9 protein-coding genes, 4 tRNA genes and 1 pseudogene are annotated in these 16,289 nt (G+C 59.8%); 4 read left to right on the top strand and 10 right to left on the bottom strand.

Features of this window, described 5'->3' with window-relative positions; all coding sequences use genetic code 11:
• Nucleotides 1–129: 129 nt before the first annotated feature.
• The 10 genes from hupB to HU725_RS07885 all read right to left on the bottom strand — a co-directional run bounded on the left by hupB (nucleotide 130) and on the right by HU725_RS07885 (nucleotide 7,824).
• Nucleotides 130–402: a nucleoid-associated protein HU-beta gene (gene hupB, locus HU725_RS07930; protein ID WP_060476764.1), complete on the bottom strand. Its 273-nt coding sequence runs from the start codon at nucleotides 400–402 to the stop codon at nucleotides 130–132.
• A 152-nt stretch (nucleotides 403–554) separates the two neighbouring features.
• Nucleotides 555–2,951, bottom strand: coding sequence for an endopeptidase La (gene lon, locus HU725_RS07925; RefSeq protein WP_060476763.1), 2,397 nt, complete (start codon nucleotides 2,949–2,951; stop codon nucleotides 555–557).
• A 165-nt stretch (nucleotides 2,952–3,116) separates the two neighbouring features.
• Entirely contained in the window at nucleotides 3,117–4,400 is a 1,284-nt protein-coding gene (clpX, locus tag HU725_RS07920) for an ATP-dependent Clp protease ATP-binding subunit ClpX (RefSeq protein WP_186476764.1), read from the bottom strand.
• Nucleotides 4,401–4,508: 108 nt separating this feature from the next.
• Nucleotides 4,509–5,150, bottom strand: coding sequence for an ATP-dependent Clp endopeptidase proteolytic subunit ClpP (clpP, locus tag HU725_RS07915; protein ID WP_009683825.1), 642 nt, complete (start codon nucleotides 5,148–5,150; stop codon nucleotides 4,509–4,511).
• Between the two features lie 91 nt (nucleotides 5,151–5,241).
• A complete protein-coding gene (gene tig / locus HU725_RS07910) occupies nucleotides 5,242–6,555 on the bottom strand; it encodes a trigger factor (RefSeq protein WP_060476761.1) in 1,314 nt (437 codons plus the stop codon).
• Nucleotides 6,556–6,805: 250 nt separating this feature from the next.
• Complete coding sequence (locus tag HU725_RS07905) at nucleotides 6,806–7,105, bottom strand: DUF6388 family protein (RefSeq protein ID WP_186476763.1); 300 nt, start codon at nucleotides 7,103–7,105, stop codon at nucleotides 6,806–6,808.
• A gap of 263 nt (nucleotides 7,106–7,368) precedes the next feature.
• Nucleotides 7,369–7,444, bottom strand: a tRNA-His gene (locus HU725_RS07900).
• 52 nt (nucleotides 7,445–7,496) lie between these two features.
• Nucleotides 7,497–7,581: transfer RNA gene (locus HU725_RS07895), tRNA-Leu, on the bottom strand.
• A 55-nt stretch (nucleotides 7,582–7,636) separates the two neighbouring features.
• Nucleotides 7,637–7,712 (bottom strand) — tRNA-His (locus tag HU725_RS07890).
• Between the two features lie 35 nt (nucleotides 7,713–7,747).
• A tRNA-Arg gene (locus HU725_RS07885) sits at nucleotides 7,748–7,824 on the bottom strand.
• A 270-nt stretch (nucleotides 7,825–8,094) separates the two neighbouring features.
• Here HU725_RS07885 and folD point away from each other — a divergent pair.
• The 4 genes and pseudogenes from folD to HU725_RS07865 all read left to right on the top strand — a co-directional run bounded on the left by folD (nucleotide 8,095) and on the right by HU725_RS07865 (nucleotide 16,280).
• Nucleotides 8,095–8,949: a bifunctional methylenetetrahydrofolate dehydrogenase/methenyltetrahydrofolate cyclohydrolase FolD gene (gene folD, locus HU725_RS07880; protein ID WP_186476762.1), complete on the top strand. Its 855-nt coding sequence runs from the start codon at nucleotides 8,095–8,097 to the stop codon at nucleotides 8,947–8,949.
• 152 nt (nucleotides 8,950–9,101) lie between these two features.
• Entirely contained in the window at nucleotides 9,102–13,904 is a 4,803-nt protein-coding gene (locus tag HU725_RS07875) for a dermonecrotic toxin domain-containing protein (protein WP_186476761.1), read from the top strand.
• Between the two features lie 322 nt (nucleotides 13,905–14,226).
• Nucleotides 14,227–15,613: pseudogene (locus HU725_RS07870) on the top strand (C4-dicarboxylate transporter DctA).
• Nucleotides 15,576–16,280, top strand: coding sequence for a FadR/GntR family transcriptional regulator (locus HU725_RS07865; RefSeq protein WP_186476760.1), 705 nt, complete (start codon nucleotides 15,576–15,578; stop codon nucleotides 16,278–16,280). Before HU725_RS07870 ends, HU725_RS07865 begins: the two are co-directional and overlap by 38 nt.
• Nucleotides 16,281–16,289 lie beyond the last annotated feature (9 nt).

Genomic DNA, 16,289 nt, shown 5'->3' with positions numbered 1-16,289 from the left:
AATCCTGATAAAAGAAAGGCGCATCCGAGGATGCGCCTTTTCTTAGCAAACGTGTCAGGCGGGAACGTTTGCGACCCGCCATCAGCGTGATCGGACCTGGCCAAGCCGGGCCCGGCTGAAAGAGACGACTTAGTTGACGGCGTCTTTCAGGCCCTTGCCTGCCTTGAAGCCTGGAACCTTGGCAGCGGCGATCTCGATAGCCTTACCGGTTTGCGGGTTACGGCCGGTGCGCGCAGCACGCTCTTTGACCGAGAAGGTACCGAAGCCAACCAGAACGACGTCGTCGCCGTCTTTCAGGGCGCCAGTCACGGAGTCGATCACAGCGTCCAGCGCTTTGCCGGCGGCGGCTTTGGAAATGTCTGCCGATGCAGCGATAGCGTCAATCAGTTCCGACTTGTTCACTCGAAGTCCCCTTATGTCTCTATTGAGTATGTTTCTAAGTATGTATTGAAAAGCTTATGAAACGTGCGCTGGGTGGCCTGTTGACAATAGCGTGCCGCTTTATAGCAAGGCCCCGAAAATACTGTCAAGGAAAGCCCCCCCGTTAAAAACTACTAATGCGTGCTGATTCTTTCCTTCGCATCGCCGTCGCGCTTGTCATCTTTGGCGACAATCTCCGGAGCCACATCTGGCAAGGGCTCCGGGGCGTATTGCAGCGCAATTTGCAGGACTTCGTCAATCCATTTGACCGGTTTGATCTGAAGATCCTGTTTGATATTTTCCGGAATTTCCTTCAGATCGCGAACGTTCTCCTCGGGAATGATCACCGTCTTGATCCCGCCGCGGTGAGCAGCCAGCAGTTTTTCCTTCAACCCGCCAATGGCCAGTACCTGACCACGCAGGGTGATCTCACCGGTCATGGCCACGTCGGCACGCACAGGAATTTGCGTCAGTGCAGAAACCAGAGCGGTGCACATCCCGATGCCTGCGCTCGGGCCATCCTTGGGCGTAGCACCTTCAGGCATGTGAATGTGCACGTCATGCTTCTCGTGAAAGTCCGCAGCAATCCCCAGGCTGCGGGCACGGCTACGCACGACGGTCTGCGCGGCGGTGATCGATTCGACCATCACATCGCCCAGTGAGCCAGTTTTGATCAACTGGCCCTTGCCTGGAATCACTACCGACTCGATGGTCAGCAGTTCGCCACCCACCTGCGTCCAGGCAAGGCCGGTAACCTGGCCAATCTGGTCCTGCTGCTCAGCCAGGCCATAGCGGAACTTGCGCACGCCGAGCAAGTGCTCGAGCTGATCGCTGGTCACCTTGACCTTGACCTGCTTCTGCCCGGTATGTTCCTTGACCACTTTGCGGCAGACCTTGGCGATCTGACGTTCAAGGCCCCGCACACCGGCTTCGCGGGTGTAGTAACGGATGATGTCGCGAATTGCCGAGACGTCGATGCTCAGCTCTTCGGCCTTCAGACCATTGGCCTTGACTTGCTTGGGCGTCAGGTACTTGACCGCGATGTTGATCTTCTCATCCTCCGTGTAGCCCGGCAGGCGGATGATTTCCATACGGTCGAGCAGCGCCGGCGGGATGTTCATCGAGTTGGAGGTGCACAGGAACATCACGTCCGAGAGGTCGTAATCGACTTCCAGATAGTGGTCGTTGAAGTTGTGGTTCTGCTCGGGGTCAAGCACTTCCAGCAGCGCCGATGCCGGGTCGCCACGCATGTCGCTGCCCATTTTGTCGATCTCGTCGAGCAGGAACAGCGGGTTGCGTACGCCCACTTTGGTCATCTTCTGAATCAGACGGCCAGGCATGGAGCCGATGTAAGTTCGCCGGTGGCCACGAATTTCGGCCTCGTCCCGCACGCCACCCAAGGCCATGCGCACGAACTTGCGATTGGTTGCGGCAGCGATCGACTCGGCCAGCGATGTCTTACCGACACCGGGCGGGCCGACCAGGCACAACACAGGACCGCGAATCTTCTTCACTCGCTTTTGCACGGCGAGGTATTCGAGGATACGTTCCTTGACCTCTTCCAGGCCGTAGTGGTCGGCGTCGAGGATCTCTTCGGCCTTGCTCAAGTCAAGGCGCACCTTGCTTTGGGCCTTCCAAGGCACCTGAACGAGCCAGTCCAGGTACGACCGGACGACGGTCGCCTCGGCCGACATCGGCGACATCTGCTTGAGCTTGTTGAGCTCGGCCTGAGCCTTGGCCAAGGCATCCTTGGGCAAGCCTGCGGATTCGATGCGCTTTTTCAGCTCTTCGACTTCGTTGTGGCCTTCATCGCCATCGCCAAGCTCCTTCTGAATGGCCTTCATCTGCTCATTCAGATAGTACTCGCGCTGGCTGCGCTCCATTTGTTTCTTGACCCGGCCACGAATGCGTTTTTCGACCTGCAACAGATCAATTTCGGCATCCAGCAGAGCCAACACATGCTCGACACGGGTCGGCAGGTCGACAATCTCGAGAATTTCCTGCTTCTGCTCGATCTTGAGCGCCATGTGCGCAGCCATGGTGTCGACCAGACGACCAGGCTCTTCGATGCTATTGAGCGACGACAGTACTTCTGCTGGGACTTTCTTGCCCAGTTGCACGTATTGCTCGAACTGCGACAGCAACGTGCGCACGAAGACTTCCGACTCGCGCTCGGCGGCATCGGCTTCATCGATCAGGGAAACTTCGGCACGAATGTGCCCTTCTACCTCGTTGAACCGCTCAACTGTACCGCGCTGCTCGCCTTCGACCAGCACCTTGACGGTACCATCGGGCAGTTTGAGCAGTTGCAATACGGTCGCGACGGTACCGACTCGATACAGAGCGTCTTCGCCTGGATCGTCATCAGCCGGGTTCTTCTGGGCCAACAGCAGTATCTGTTTTTCGCCCGTCATCGCGGCTTCGAGGGCTTCGATAGACTTCTCACGCCCCACGAACAGTGGGATAACCATGTGCGGATAGACGACAACATCGCGCAATGGCAAAAGAGGCAAGTCGAGGGTGGTCTTCATGATTTCGCCTCTACAGCGGCCTTATGGCCGGAAACCGGTGGAAATGATGCTTGGACCTAATGTGGGGGCAGGCTTGGGAAATTACAAGCGCTAGGGCAGGAAAAGCAGAAAGGGGCCCGTAGGCCCCTTTCACGTTTGCTGCCAGCACACGGCGTTGACCTGGACTCAGGCGTCCGGTGCGGCCTTGGCTTGCGGCTCGCTGCTCTCGTAGATCATCAGCGGTTGGGAGGTGCCTTCGATGACGCTCTCGTCGATCACTACCTTGCTGACATCCTTCTGCGAAGGAATTTCGTACATGGTGTCGAGCAACACGCCTTCGAGGATCGAACGCAGGCCACGAGCGCCAGTTTTACGCTCCAGAGCCCTGCGCGCGACGGCCTTAAGCGCGTCGGTGCGGAACTCGAGGTCCACGCTCTCCATCTCGAACAGCTTGGCATACTGCTTGGTCAGTGCGTTCTTCGGCTCGGTCAGGATCTGCATCAGTGCCGCCTCATCCAACTCGTCGAGGGTCGCCAGCACCGGCAGGCGGCCGACGAACTCGGGGATAAGGCCAAACTTGACTAGGTCGTCCGGCTCGACTTCGCGCAGCGATTCACCGACTTTCTTGCCCTCTTCCTTGCTGCGTACTTCGGCGCCAAAACCGATACCACCTTTGGTGGAGCGATTCTGAATAACCTTTTCCAGGCCAGAGAAGGCGCCACCGCAGATGAACAGGATGTTGCGAGTATCAACTTGCAAAAATTCCTGTTGCGGATGCTTGCGGCCGCCCTGAGGCGGAACCGAAGCGACAGTGCCTTCGATCAGCTTCAGCAGCGCCTGCTGCACGCCCTCACCCGAGACGTCACGGGTGATGGACGGGTTGTCCGACTTGCGCGAGATCTTGTCGATCTCGTCGATGTAGACGATGCCCATTTGGGCTTTTTCCACGTCGTAATCGCACTTTTGCAGCAGTTTCTGAATAATGTTCTCAACGTCCTCACCCACATAACCGGCTTCGGTCAGGGTGGTGGCGTCGGCAATGGTGAACGGTACGTTCAACAGGCGTGCAAGGGTTTCGGCGAGCAGGGTCTTGCCCGAGCCGGTAGGCCCGATCAGCAGGATGTTGCTCTTGCCAAGTTCGACTTCGTCGCCCTTTTTGTCACGCTGGTTCAGGCGCTTGTAGTGGTTGTACACCGCTACCGACAGCACCTTCTTAGCGCGTTCCTGACCAATCACATACTGGTCGAGGATACCGCTGATTTCTTTCGGCGAAGGCAATTTGTGCGCGCTGCTCTCGGCCTGGGCTTCCTGCACCTCCTCACGGATGATGTCGTTGCACAGGTCGACGCACTCGTCGCAGATAAATACCGAGGGCCCGGCAATCAGTTTGCGCACTTCGTGCTGGCTTTTGCCGCAGAAGGAGCAATAAAGCAATTTGCCGCTGTCCTCGCCGTTACGGGTGTCAGTCATTCGATCGATCCAATCCGGTAGGCTTGCAACACAAGATGAAGGCAATTGCGGGCTTTTTCAAGTCCGCAGGTGGGCGCTCTATGCACCCACCTGCTCTGGCGCCTGGGATCAGGACGCCAGCTGCCGCTTGTCGTAAACCGAGTCGATCAAGCCGTACTCGGCCGCGCGCGAGGCGCTCATGAAATTGTCACGCTCGGTATCACGCTTGATGGTCTCCAGATCCTGGCCAGTGTGATAGGCCAGCAGCTCGTTCAGGCGTGCCTTGATATTGAGGATTTCCTGGGCGTGAATCTCGATATCGGTGGCCTGGCCCTGGAACCCGCCCAGCGGCTGGTGAATCATCACGCGCGAGTTGGGCAGGCAGTGACGCTTGCCTTTGGCACCTGCGGCCAAGAGGAATGCACCCATGCTGCAGGCCTGGCCGATGCAGATGGTCGAGACGTCTGGCTTGATGAATTGCATGGTGTCGTAGATTGACATGCCTGCAGTCACCGAACCACCCGGCGAGTTGATGTAAAGATGGATATCCTTGTCAGGGTTTTCCGCTTCGAGGAACAGCATCTGCGCCACCACCAGGTTGGCCATGTAATCCTCTACCGGGCCAACCAGGAAGATCACTCGCTCCTTCAACAGGCGCGAGTAGATGTCATAGGCACGTTCGCCACGGGCGGACTGCTCGATAACCATCGGGACCAGGCCGCCTGCGGCCTGGATGTCAGAGCTCTGCTGAATATAAGAATTGCGGGACATGTCCTGCGCTCACTCCCAAATAGTCATGGCTTGATAACGCACAAGCCAGCTCGAAGGCTGGCTTGTGGGGGTTTCCTACGAGAGAAGCCTGTTACTCAGCGGCGGCAGGAGCCTGTGCTGGCTTAACGGCATCTTCGTACGAGACCGACTTGTCGGTCACAGTCGCTTTCTGCAGAACAGTATCTACAACTTGTTCTTCCAGCACAACCGAACGAACTTCGTTCATTTGCTGGTCGTTCTTGTAGTACCAGGAGATGACCTGCTCAGGCTCTTGGTAAGCCGAAGCCATTTCTTCGATCATTTCGCGAACCTTGCCTTCGTCAGGCTTGAGCTCGAACTGCTTGACCACTTCAGCGACGATCAGGCCCAGCACCACACGGCGCTTGGCTTGCTCTTCGAACAGTTCGGCTGGCAGTTGCTCAGGTTTGATGTTGCCACCAAACTGCTGAACAGCCTGCACGCGCAGACGGTTGACTTCGTTTTCCAGCAGCGCCTTCGGCACTTCGATCGGGTTGGCGGCCAGCAGACCGTCCATGACCTGGTTCTTGACCTTGGTCTTGATGGCCTGGCGCAGTTCACGCTCCATGTTCTTGCGAACTTCGGTGCGGAAGCCTTCCAGGGTCGACTCTTTGATACCGAACTGGGCGAAGAATTCTTCGTTCAGCTCTGGCAGCACAGGGGCCGACACGCTGTTCACGGTGATGGTGAACTCGGCAGCCTTACCTGCCAGATCAAGGTTCTGGTAGTCCTCAGGGAAGGTCACGTTGACAACGCGCTCTTCGCCCGCCTTGGCGCCTACCAGACCATCTTCGAAGCCAGGGATCATGCGGCCGGAACCCAGCACCAGCTGAGTACCCTTGGCCGAACCACCGGCGAACTCTTCACCGTCGATCTTGCCAACGAAGTCGATGTTGACCTGGTCGTCATTTTGCGCAGCGCGCTCAACGGCCTCGAAGCGGGTATTCTGCTTGCGCAGCACTTCCAGCATGTTGTCGAGGTCGGCATCGGCCACTTCAGCGCTCAAGCGCTCGACGTTGATCGAGTCGAAGCCGGCAACGGTGAACTCTGGGAACACTTCGAAGATGGCAACGAATTCCAGATCCTTGCCCTTCTCGAACGATTTAGGCTCAACAGCTGGAGCGCCAGCCGGGTTCAGCTTTTGTTCAACGATGGCCTCGTAGAAGGAAGCCTGGACCAGGTCACCGAAAGCCTCTTGACGGGCATCGGCTTCAAAACGCTGACGGATCACGCTCATCGGCACCTTGCCAGGGCGGAAGCCCGCGACTTTGGCGCGCTTGGCAGTCTGTTGCAGACGCTTGTTGACTTCGTTCTCGACGCGCTCGGCCGGAACGGCGATGGTCATGCGGCGCTCGAGAGCGGAAGTGTTTTCAACAGAAACTTGCATGGATATTCCTCGTTGCACAGACGTTAGCCGGCGATAGCCCGACTCCAGAATCAAGGGCAAACATTCTAGTGAGTCACGCACCAGAAGTCACCCCACCCGGGACGACGGGAAACCTCGCCGGTCGATTGACTTACATGGCCCACACAATGAAGTGCCAAGCCTCTTTATATAGAGGGCGGCGCAACGCCCGCTGGCGTCACGCAGCCGAAATATCTTGTGATACAACAGCCGGTATATTAACGACGACGCCCTATTCGGGGTCGATCTCGTTGAACTGACAATACGCTTCCCATTCCATGCCCAAGGCTTCAGCCACCTCCCGATGAGTCTCCAGGCGCATGGCCTGCAACTGCTCGGGGCTTTCGGCGATCAACTGCAACGCCAGCTCCCAAGGCTGAACCCCTTGCTCATCAGCGGCATCCTCGAATGCCCACTCAATCTGCTGGGCCTGCTCACGTGCATCCAGCTCGCGAATTTCCTCGAGCAGTTGCGGATTAGCCTCAGCGAAGCGCTGCAGTGCCAGGGCCTGGCGGGCTTCTTTTGCAATCATTGGTCATTCCTCTGCCAGCCAAATCCGGGCCGGTGTTTCAACCGGCTGAAATCTAACAGCTTTTATTGGGGTGCCACCAGAGGATTGCAAGGGGCAGTTCTTCATGATGGCCGCGCAGCTCACCATTGAAGCCTTGGCGTCAGCGGGAACCAGCACCGCACGGCATCCGCTCGACCTTGCAGGCACTACCTTGCTCGATGCATGTACACGACAGAAACAACAAAGGCGCCCGATCTCACGATCAAGGCGCCTTCGAAAAAATATGGGGTGGACGATGGGAATCGAACCCACGACAACTGGAATCACAATCCAGCGCTCTACCAACTGAGCTACGCCCACCATGTTGCGGTGCTGCAATGTTGCGGTGCTGCGGTGCTGCTTTAAAGAAGCATGGTGCGGACGAAGAGACTCGAACTCTTACAGCTTGCGCCGCTGGAACCTAAATCCAGTGTGTCTACCAATTTCACCACGTCCGCGTAACGCTTAAAACAAAGGCGCCAGATCGTTCAATCAAAGCGCCCTCGTCGAATATGGGGTGGACGATGGGAATCGAACCCACGACAACTGGAATCACAATCCAGCGCTCTACCAACTGAGCTACGCCCACCATATTGCCTTACTTGCTTGCCTAAGCTGCCTAAATGGCGCACCCGGCAGGACTCGAACCTGCGACCATCCGCTTAGAAGGCGGATGCTCTATCCAGCTGAGCTACGGGCGCTTAAGCTTAAAGCCTAACCGAACGAGGCCTTAACAGGTAACTGCTAAATCGCTCATTCTGCCCGACTTCGCCAACCAGTGCTAGGCTGTGCCCGACAAGTGCGGCGAATCTTATAGGCGAGCCTCAGGGCCGTCAACACCTTTATCGAAAAAATTTAAATTATTTAAGGGCTTAGGGCATTTGGCCGACCACTCGCCTTTGCCCTTTAGCGATGACGTGCGAGAATGCGCCCTCTTTATTGTTCCTTTCTCGATGGTTAATCACGCGTCTATGACTGCACACCTAATCGATGGCAAGGCGATCGCCGCCAACCTGCGCAAGCAGATCGCTCAACGTGTCGAGGAGCGTCGCCAGCAAGGCCTTCGCACGCCGGGCCTGGCTGTGATCCTGGTCGGCACCGACCCCGCCTCCCAAGTCTATGTCTCGCACAAACGCAAGGACTGCGAAGAGGTCGGTTTCATCTCCCAGGCATTCGACCTGCCCAGCGAGACCACGCAGCAAGCGCTGACCGAGCTGATCGACCGCCTCAACGACGACCCGGCCGTCGATGGTATCCTGCTGCAACTGCCGCTGCCGGCGCATCTGGATGCTTCGCTGCTGCTCGAGCGCATCCGCCCCGACAAAGACGTCGACGGCTTCCACCCCTACAACATCGGTCGCCTGGCTCAGCGCATTCCGCTGCTGCGCCCCTGCACGCCCAAAGGCATCATGACCCTGCTCGAAAGCACCGGGCAAGACTTGTACGGCATGAACGCGGTCATCGTCGGTGCTTCCAACATCGTGGGCCGTCCGATGGCCATGGAGCTTTTGCTCGGTGGCTGCACCGTAACCGTCTGCCACCGTTTCACCAAGGACCTGGCCGGCCACGTTGGCCGTGCCGACCTGGTGGTGGTGGCTGCAGGCAAACCTGGCCTGGTGAAGGGTGAGTGGATCAAGGAAGGCGCCATCGTCATCGACGTCGGCATCAACCGCCAGGAAGATGGCAAGCTGGTCGGCGACGTGGTCTACGAAACAGCGCTGCCACGCGCTGGCTGGATCACACCGGTTCCAGGTGGCGTTGGCCCCATGACCCGCGCGTGCCTGCTGGAAAACACGCTGTACGCAGCCGAAGTGCTGCACAAGTAACACCGCGCAAAATGATAACGGCACCTCAGGCAGGTGCCGTTTTTTTGCTTGTGATTCAGCGCATGGCGCTACAAAGGTGTGGTAGCCCTGCACCCCATGCCCATCGTTGCCTTCAATAGGCTCGCCGTTTTCCCGAACTGGAGAACGGCGCCATGTCCCAAGCCCCCTCGCCCCACTTGGCATTCATCCAGCGACGCATGCCTGGATGGCTGCAGTCGTGCACCGCGCAGCAGCGCCAGCAGCTCGAGCGACGCCTGCGCGACAGCCATCGCGCCAGCCACCGCCTGCGCAAGCAGCTAGCCCGCCTGCAGGCACCCGAGACGTTCTGTAGAGCGCAGCTTGATCAGGCATTGGCTCACTGGTTTGCCGACCGCGAACTCCCTGACGTCGATCAGGGTTGGCTGTGGCATGTGGCACAACGGCGCGGTATGTCATGGCTGGAAGCGGCCATGCTGAACTTCGATGAGGCCGATCAGATTCGCTTGTACCTGCGCAAAGGAACAACTGCCGCTACCGCTATCGATACCGACCGTTTCGTGAAAACCGTACGCAATCTCGACCTCGGCGGCCGTTATCAGGCGCATGTGGCCGAACTCCTTGATTCACGCCTGACCCACCAACTGCAACAAGACCAAGATCGCGCAGCCTTCGCTGCAGAGCTGACCCTTGCCCTGCTGCGCGGGCGTATCGACAGCCGTGGCGCGACCTTGGGTGAGGCGGCCCTGGCATGGGCCGAGCAGATCACCCTCCCCGATGGCAGCCAGCGCCGATTGCAATGCTGTTACCTGGCGCTGTTCGACTGCGCGCTGAATGGCCCTTTGCTCATCAGCCTGCAAGCACACGATGAAACCCAGCCATGCCTGCTTTACCTGCCTGGGCACCCAAGCGAACCGATGCGCCAGTATCCCTCGCTTGCAGCAATGGGCCAGGCGCTCACGCACATGCTTTGGGACGACCACGAACGGCAGTTTTTCGTGCGCTACGTAAGCCACGGGCAGCAATTGCAGTTCGCGTTGCGGCTACGTGAAACCCTATTTCCGCGCTACCCCTACCCCACATTGCACTCCGGCACACCGGTGCTCGAGAAAGGCCAACAGGTCAGCTTGATAACCCGGCTGTTCCCCAACCCTCGCCACATTTGGCAAGAGACGCTGGACAAGAATGCACGGCTGGCCTGGAGCGCTTCACCCTGGCAGCAGGACTGCTTCGCTGCACGCACCCGTGCCCAGCTCGAACGCAAGCTGCAAGACGCAGCCGACATCGTGGTGCCCACCGCAAAACGTGATGCGCAAGCCCTCTGGGAGCGTATCGAAGGCTGGCTGCAAACGGGCCTGAATGTGCTGAATATTGCCAGCTTGTTCATCCCCGGCCTGGCGCAGGTCATGCTGGTGGTCGGCGGCGCGCAGTTGGTCGATGAATTCCTTGAGGGGGTGCATGCCGCCAACGAAGAGCAGGCCGACGCTGCATTGGTGCATCTGTTCGCCGTGTTCGAAAACCTCGCGCAATTCACGGCACTGGGTGCTGCCGGGCGGTTTGCCGAACCCATTGGGCCGTTGCACGAATGGCAGCGTATTGGCAGCGGCGATAGCGAGCGGCTGTGGCATGGCGACCTGTCAGCGTTCGCTCAGGCCCGGCCATGGCCTGCGCAAACTGTGCCAAACGCCGAGGGTCTGCATACCTGGCAAGGCCAGCAGTGGTGGCTGCACGATGGCCAAGCGTACCCCCTGCAGCGCGAAGCGAAAGGCGGCTGGCGCCTGGCGCTCGGCAAAGGCCACCGCCATCAACCAAGGCTGCTTGGCAATGGCCATGGCAGCTGGCTGCTGGAGCATGAGCAGCCCCTGGCCTGGCGCAGCCCGGCGCTGGAGCGGCGGCTTGGCCCGGCGTGTGAAGGCCTGGAAGATACCGCAATGGCAAATGCCTTGCGCAGCAGTGGCTACGGTGACGACGCTTTACGCCGCCTGCTGCTCGATCACCGCCCATTGCCCGCTTTGTTGCTCGACACCCTTCAAGCCTTCGGCGCCACTCCCCTGCCGGTGATCGAGGCCGCCGACAGCACCCTGCTGGCCAGGGATTTCCCCTCGCTCAGCCCTCGTGCATGTCATGAAATCCTGGCAACAGCATCAGCGGCCGAGCTTGCGCAGATGAAGCGAACAGGCCGCTTGCCGTTGCCCATGGCCGAACAGGCCCGCCTGTACCTGCGTGAAGCCAGGCTCAACCGGGCACTGGCGCATCTGCGCCAAGCCACGGCCAGGAGCAGCGACCGCGACACCTTGGTGTTTGCCAATCTGCCAAGGCTACCAGGCTGGTCCGGTACGGTGCGCGTGGAGCTGGTCGAGCATGGCAGCCTGATCGCGGCGGCCGGTGAGCAAGGCGCTATAGTCAAACGCGTACAGCGCAGCGCCCAAAGCTATCAACCGCTCGATGCGGCCGGGCAAACCCTGGGGGGACAGGACGAGTTGCTCAACGCCATCTTGCGCGCCCTGCCTGACAGCGAGCGCGATGCGCTGGGGCTGGCCATTCACGATGCGCCCGCCCTGCGAGACGCGCTATTCGACCGGGCCTGCGCTAACCGTGAAGCGAGTGCTCGTGATCTGGGCATGGTGCCGGTGCGCCCGCTGTTCAATCCACCCAGTCGAATCCCCGGCAGCCAGCGCCTTGGCTATCGACTCAGTGGCCATGGCAACCCTGCGCAGACTGCCGACAGCCTGTTCGATCAGCTCTACCCAGCAGGCGACCGGCAGGAGCGCCAGTTGCTGCGTCAACGCCTGCAGCATGAAGCAGGCCCTGGGCCAGGTGCTTTTCTACGCCTGCTCGAGCGCCTGCGCGGTGAATATCGACGCCTGGACGACGAACTGCAGAATTGGGTCGAACAGGGCTCGGGATCACAACGCACCGCACGCGATCGCCAAGCCCAGCGCATACGCCACGCATGGCGCCGGCAAAACCCCGAAGACTTTGGCGCAGGGCACGATTCCGTCACCCTGGACATAGACGGCGCGCAACTGGAGACATTGCCCGTCTTACCCGTGCCCCTTTCTCACGTGCACCAGCTTCGCATCATAGGGCTCGCTGATCATTCCAACACCGGGCTGAACGGGTTTATCAGGGCCTTCCCCGAACTGCGCCACCTGGACCTTGAAGATAATGCTCTGCGCAGCCTCCCACCAGCATTGGCCGACCTCAGCGAGCTCGAGTCTCTGGACCTTTCGCACAATGTACTCGACCTCTCCCAGGAAGCCGACCTCTCGACACTGACAGGCTTGCGCAACCTAGAGCGCCTGAACCTTTCACAGTGCCTGCAGACACTTTCCGCCAGCACCCTACAACGGCTTGCCGACCTCCCAGCGCTGGCCTATCTGCAGGCAGACTTCAATACCCTACAGTTTGAGGCTGCACATTTTCAGGCGCTGCAACGCTGGCCGAGCCTGACCCACCTAGAACTGGGCCACAACCAAATCGTGCTTACCCAAGCAAGCCTTACGGCTTTGAACGGCCTAAACCGACTGCGCTTGTTATCGCTGCGTTACAACCCTCTGGTACTGGCACCAGACTTCAGCGGCTGGACTGCGCTGGAGCAGCTGGACCTGGAGCGTACAGGCATCTTCGAGTGGCCAGCCGGGTTGACCACGTTGATGAACCAGCAGCCGCTAAACCTTCGTGAGATTGACCTGAGCCTCAATGAACTGAGCGATGCCCCCGCCCTGCGCGATACCCTATTCGCGCAGGGGTTGCGCCAAGGTGACCAGCAACTCCATTACGCATTCGACGACAATCCATTCAATGACCTGGCGCTGCAACGCCTGGAAGAAGCTGGGATGCCCGTCATTCAGGACGATGCTGACGCCCAGGAGTGGTCTGCCGGCTGGCCTGCCAGCTTGCGCGAGCATTTGGCCGAATTCTGGGCCGACCCTAACTGGCAGCCGTTGTTCGACCTTTACCAACGCCTGCCCGATACCCAAGCCTATCGCGCCAGCCCGGCTGCCATGGATGCCCGCATGCGCCAAGTGCTGCAGACGCTGGTGGACGCCACCAGGCACGATGAGGCCGGCCCGGGTATCGCCCAACTGCAGCAACAGGTCCGTGAGTTCTTGGTCGATGCCGGCCAAGCCTGTGTCGATCAGGCCAGCCTGCTGTTTCAACAGGTCGAAACCGACGTTACGCTCTGGCAATCGGTGGCCAACGCAGCGCCCGGTGACGGCCACGAGCAAGTTGCCATCGACAGCGCAGCTAGCCTGATGCGCCAAAGGTTGCTCGACGAGCAGATCGGCCAGATGTTCAATGCCCGGCGCGCACGGCGCCGGGCATTGGGTGAAGCCGGCAATGAAGCTGAGCGGCAAGCCGCGCCAGGGCTGTCCAACCTCGACGACCTCAGCGATGAGCAACTGACCGGGGCGAATTTCCTGCTCGATGAACTGGAAATGGCGCTTTACGCACGCATTCGCCTGCAGCAGCGGCTGCGGCTGCCGCCACAACCGGACGGCATGCGCTTCGAGTATCTGGCGCGCCTGAGCGACATCACTTTGCAGCGCCTTGAGCAGACTGTGTGGTCGCAAGCCACTGCCGATCGCCTCAAGGCCTGGGCGGGCGACCAGCCCTTCTGGCAACGCTGGTTGCAGCGTCTACGCCCCCAGGCGTTTCAACTGTTCGACCTACAGTGGGAAGGTGCCTCGCAATACTTCGACTCGCTCAATGACAGTGCAGCGCCTAGCGGCGCTTACACCGGCCCTGAGGTGCCACAGGTGTACATCGACAATTTGGAACAGCACATTGATCAGATTGCCTGGCGCCACGCAGGTGCGTTGCAACATGTCGATCTGACCGGCGACAGCGCTCTCTACCTGAGGGCCTCGCAGCTGTTACTGCAAAGCCGCGAACAGGCGCGCGAGGCTCTGCTGCGTACATTGACTGTGGCCTTGAGCGAGGCCAACCCGCACGCCTTCTCCCCCGGCGTGTGACCGCTCACCCCGTGTCAAAAGTCGGCACGGGGTGCCCCCATCCTGAAAACTTGGCAAGGCCATTGCTAAAACCCGGGCAGGCCTTGGTCAAGCTGTCGGCGGCAGGCGCCCGCGAATGTCTGCGTGCACCGAAGTAGAGCTGCTGCCTGACGAATGCCCCACAACTGGTCAGACCGGTAAGGCCAAAATGTCTTGCAATGTCGGATTTTTCGCGGTTTTATGATCTGGCGCTGAACAAACCGGTAAGACCACAATAATTAAGTCCTGCGCTCTTTCGCCCCGTGCGGCACCGAAGCAAGGACACCGATCTGAGATCCCTCCCATGCTCAAATGGTGCTCGCGTTCGATCTTCCTGCAAGTTGTGCTCGGCCTTGTCCTCGGCATCGCCTGCGGCCTCAGCTTCCCCGAAATGTCCCTACAGCTAAAACCACTCGGCGACGGCTTCATCAAGCTGATCAAGATGCTCATCGGCTTGATTGTGTTCTGCGTGGTGGTCAGCGGTATATCCGGTGCTGGTGACTTGAAGAAGGTCGGGCGCATCGGCCTGAAATCAGTGATCTATTTCGAAGTGCTGACGACCATCGCCCTGGTCATTGGCCTGGTGTTCGCCTTCAGCAGCGGCATCGGCAGCGGGGCCAACATCCATCTCGACCAGCTTTCCAGTGCCGATGCCAGCAGCCTGGCCGAGCGCGGGCAGCACATACACGGCGCGACTGCGTTCTTCATGGACCTGATTCCGACCTCGGTGGTCGGTGCCTTCGCCGACAACAACATTCTCCAGGTACTGCTGTTCTCGGTGCTGTTCGGCAGCGCCCTGAACCTGGTCGGCGAAGCGGCGGCCGGTATCTCACGGCTGATCAACGAACTTAGCCATGTGATCTTCCGCATCATGGGCATGATCGTGCGCCTGGCGCCGATTGGGGTGTTTGGCGCCATCGCCTTCACTACCAGCAAATACGGCCTGGAATCGCTGCAACACCTTGGTGGCCTGGTGGCGCTGTTCTACCTGACCTGCGCCGGCTTTGTACTGATCGTGCTGGGCACCGTGATGCGTGTGTCGGGCCTGAAACTGCTGCCGCTGATCAAGTACCTGCGTGAAGAGCTGACCATCGTTCTGGGTACCGCCTCGTCCGACGCGGTGCTGCCGCAGATCATGCGCAAACTGGAGCACCTGGGTATCGGTAGTTCCACTGTTGGCCTGGTGATCCCCACCGGCTATTCGTTCAACCTCGACGGCTTCTCCATCTACCTGACCCTGGCGATCGTGTTCATCGCCAACGCCACCGGCACTCCACTGGAAATGACCGACCTGCTGACCATCCTGCTGGTGTCATTGGTGACCTCCAAGGGCGCGCATGGCATCCCAGGCTCGGCACTGGTGATCCTCGCCGCGACCCTGACCGCTGTGCCGGCCATTCCGGTAGTGGGCCTGGTGTTGGTGCTTGCGGTGGACTGGTTCATGGGCATCGGCCGTGCACTGACCAACCTGATTGGCAACTGCGTGGCAACCGTGGCCATTGCCCGCTGGGAGAAAGACATCGACCTTGAGCGTGCGCAGAATGTGCTCGATGGCAAACCTGGTTTCGCCGTGCCGCGCAAGCATAACCCCCATCAACAGGAATTCTGAGCCCATGTGGCCGGCGCTGGCGCCGGCCCTTCAAGGAGCGAACCGTGATCAGTTCATCGACCGTCGTCAACTCTGTGGTTGAGAAGCTACGCACTGCCCTGGCCCGCGGCCAGTGGCGCCGCGGCGAAATGCTGCCCGGCCAGCGCGAACTGGCCGAACAACTGGGCATCAGCCGCCCTAGTCTGCGCGAAGCCGTGACTGTGCTGGAAACACTGGGTCTGGTGCGCTCGCTGCCCGGCAAAGGTGTGTTGGTGCTCGATGCCGAAACAGCCGTACCCGACCTGCCTGTCGAAAGCGCGGCGCAGGCCAGCCTGGCCGATGTATTGGAGCTGCGCTACACCCTTGAGCCGTTCATCGTCGGCTTGGTCGCGCAGTCGGCCAATAACCAGGAGATAGGCCAACTGCGCCTGACCCTGATGGACATGCGCGAGGCACTGGATGCCGAGGACAGCGAGGCAGGGGCCAAGGCCTACATCGCGCTTCACGAAGCGTTGTTCGCCCTGACCACCAACCCGATCTTCCAAAGCGTGGTGCAGCAAACGGGTGATGCCCTCAAGCAAAGCGCAAGCATGCTGCGCAACTCGCCTGAACACTTGGCCGCCCGGCTCAAGGAAAACGAAGCCGTGGTGCGGGCCATTCGCGAGCGCAACAGCGCCCTGGCCAGCGCCCAGATGCGCCAACACATCCTCGCCGAGGGCCAGCGCATGGGCATAGAACTCAATATCCCGGACGACCAGCCCGGCCAATGACCCCAGGAG

Source organism: Pseudomonas promysalinigenes, assembly GCF_014269025.2.
In the GTDB taxonomy this organism is placed as follows: Bacteria; Pseudomonadota; Gammaproteobacteria; order Pseudomonadales; family Pseudomonadaceae; genus Aquipseudomonas; species Aquipseudomonas promysalinigenes.
The sequence above is the reverse complement of the archived record's forward strand: the minus strand, read 5'-3'. Positions and strand labels throughout refer to the sequence as shown.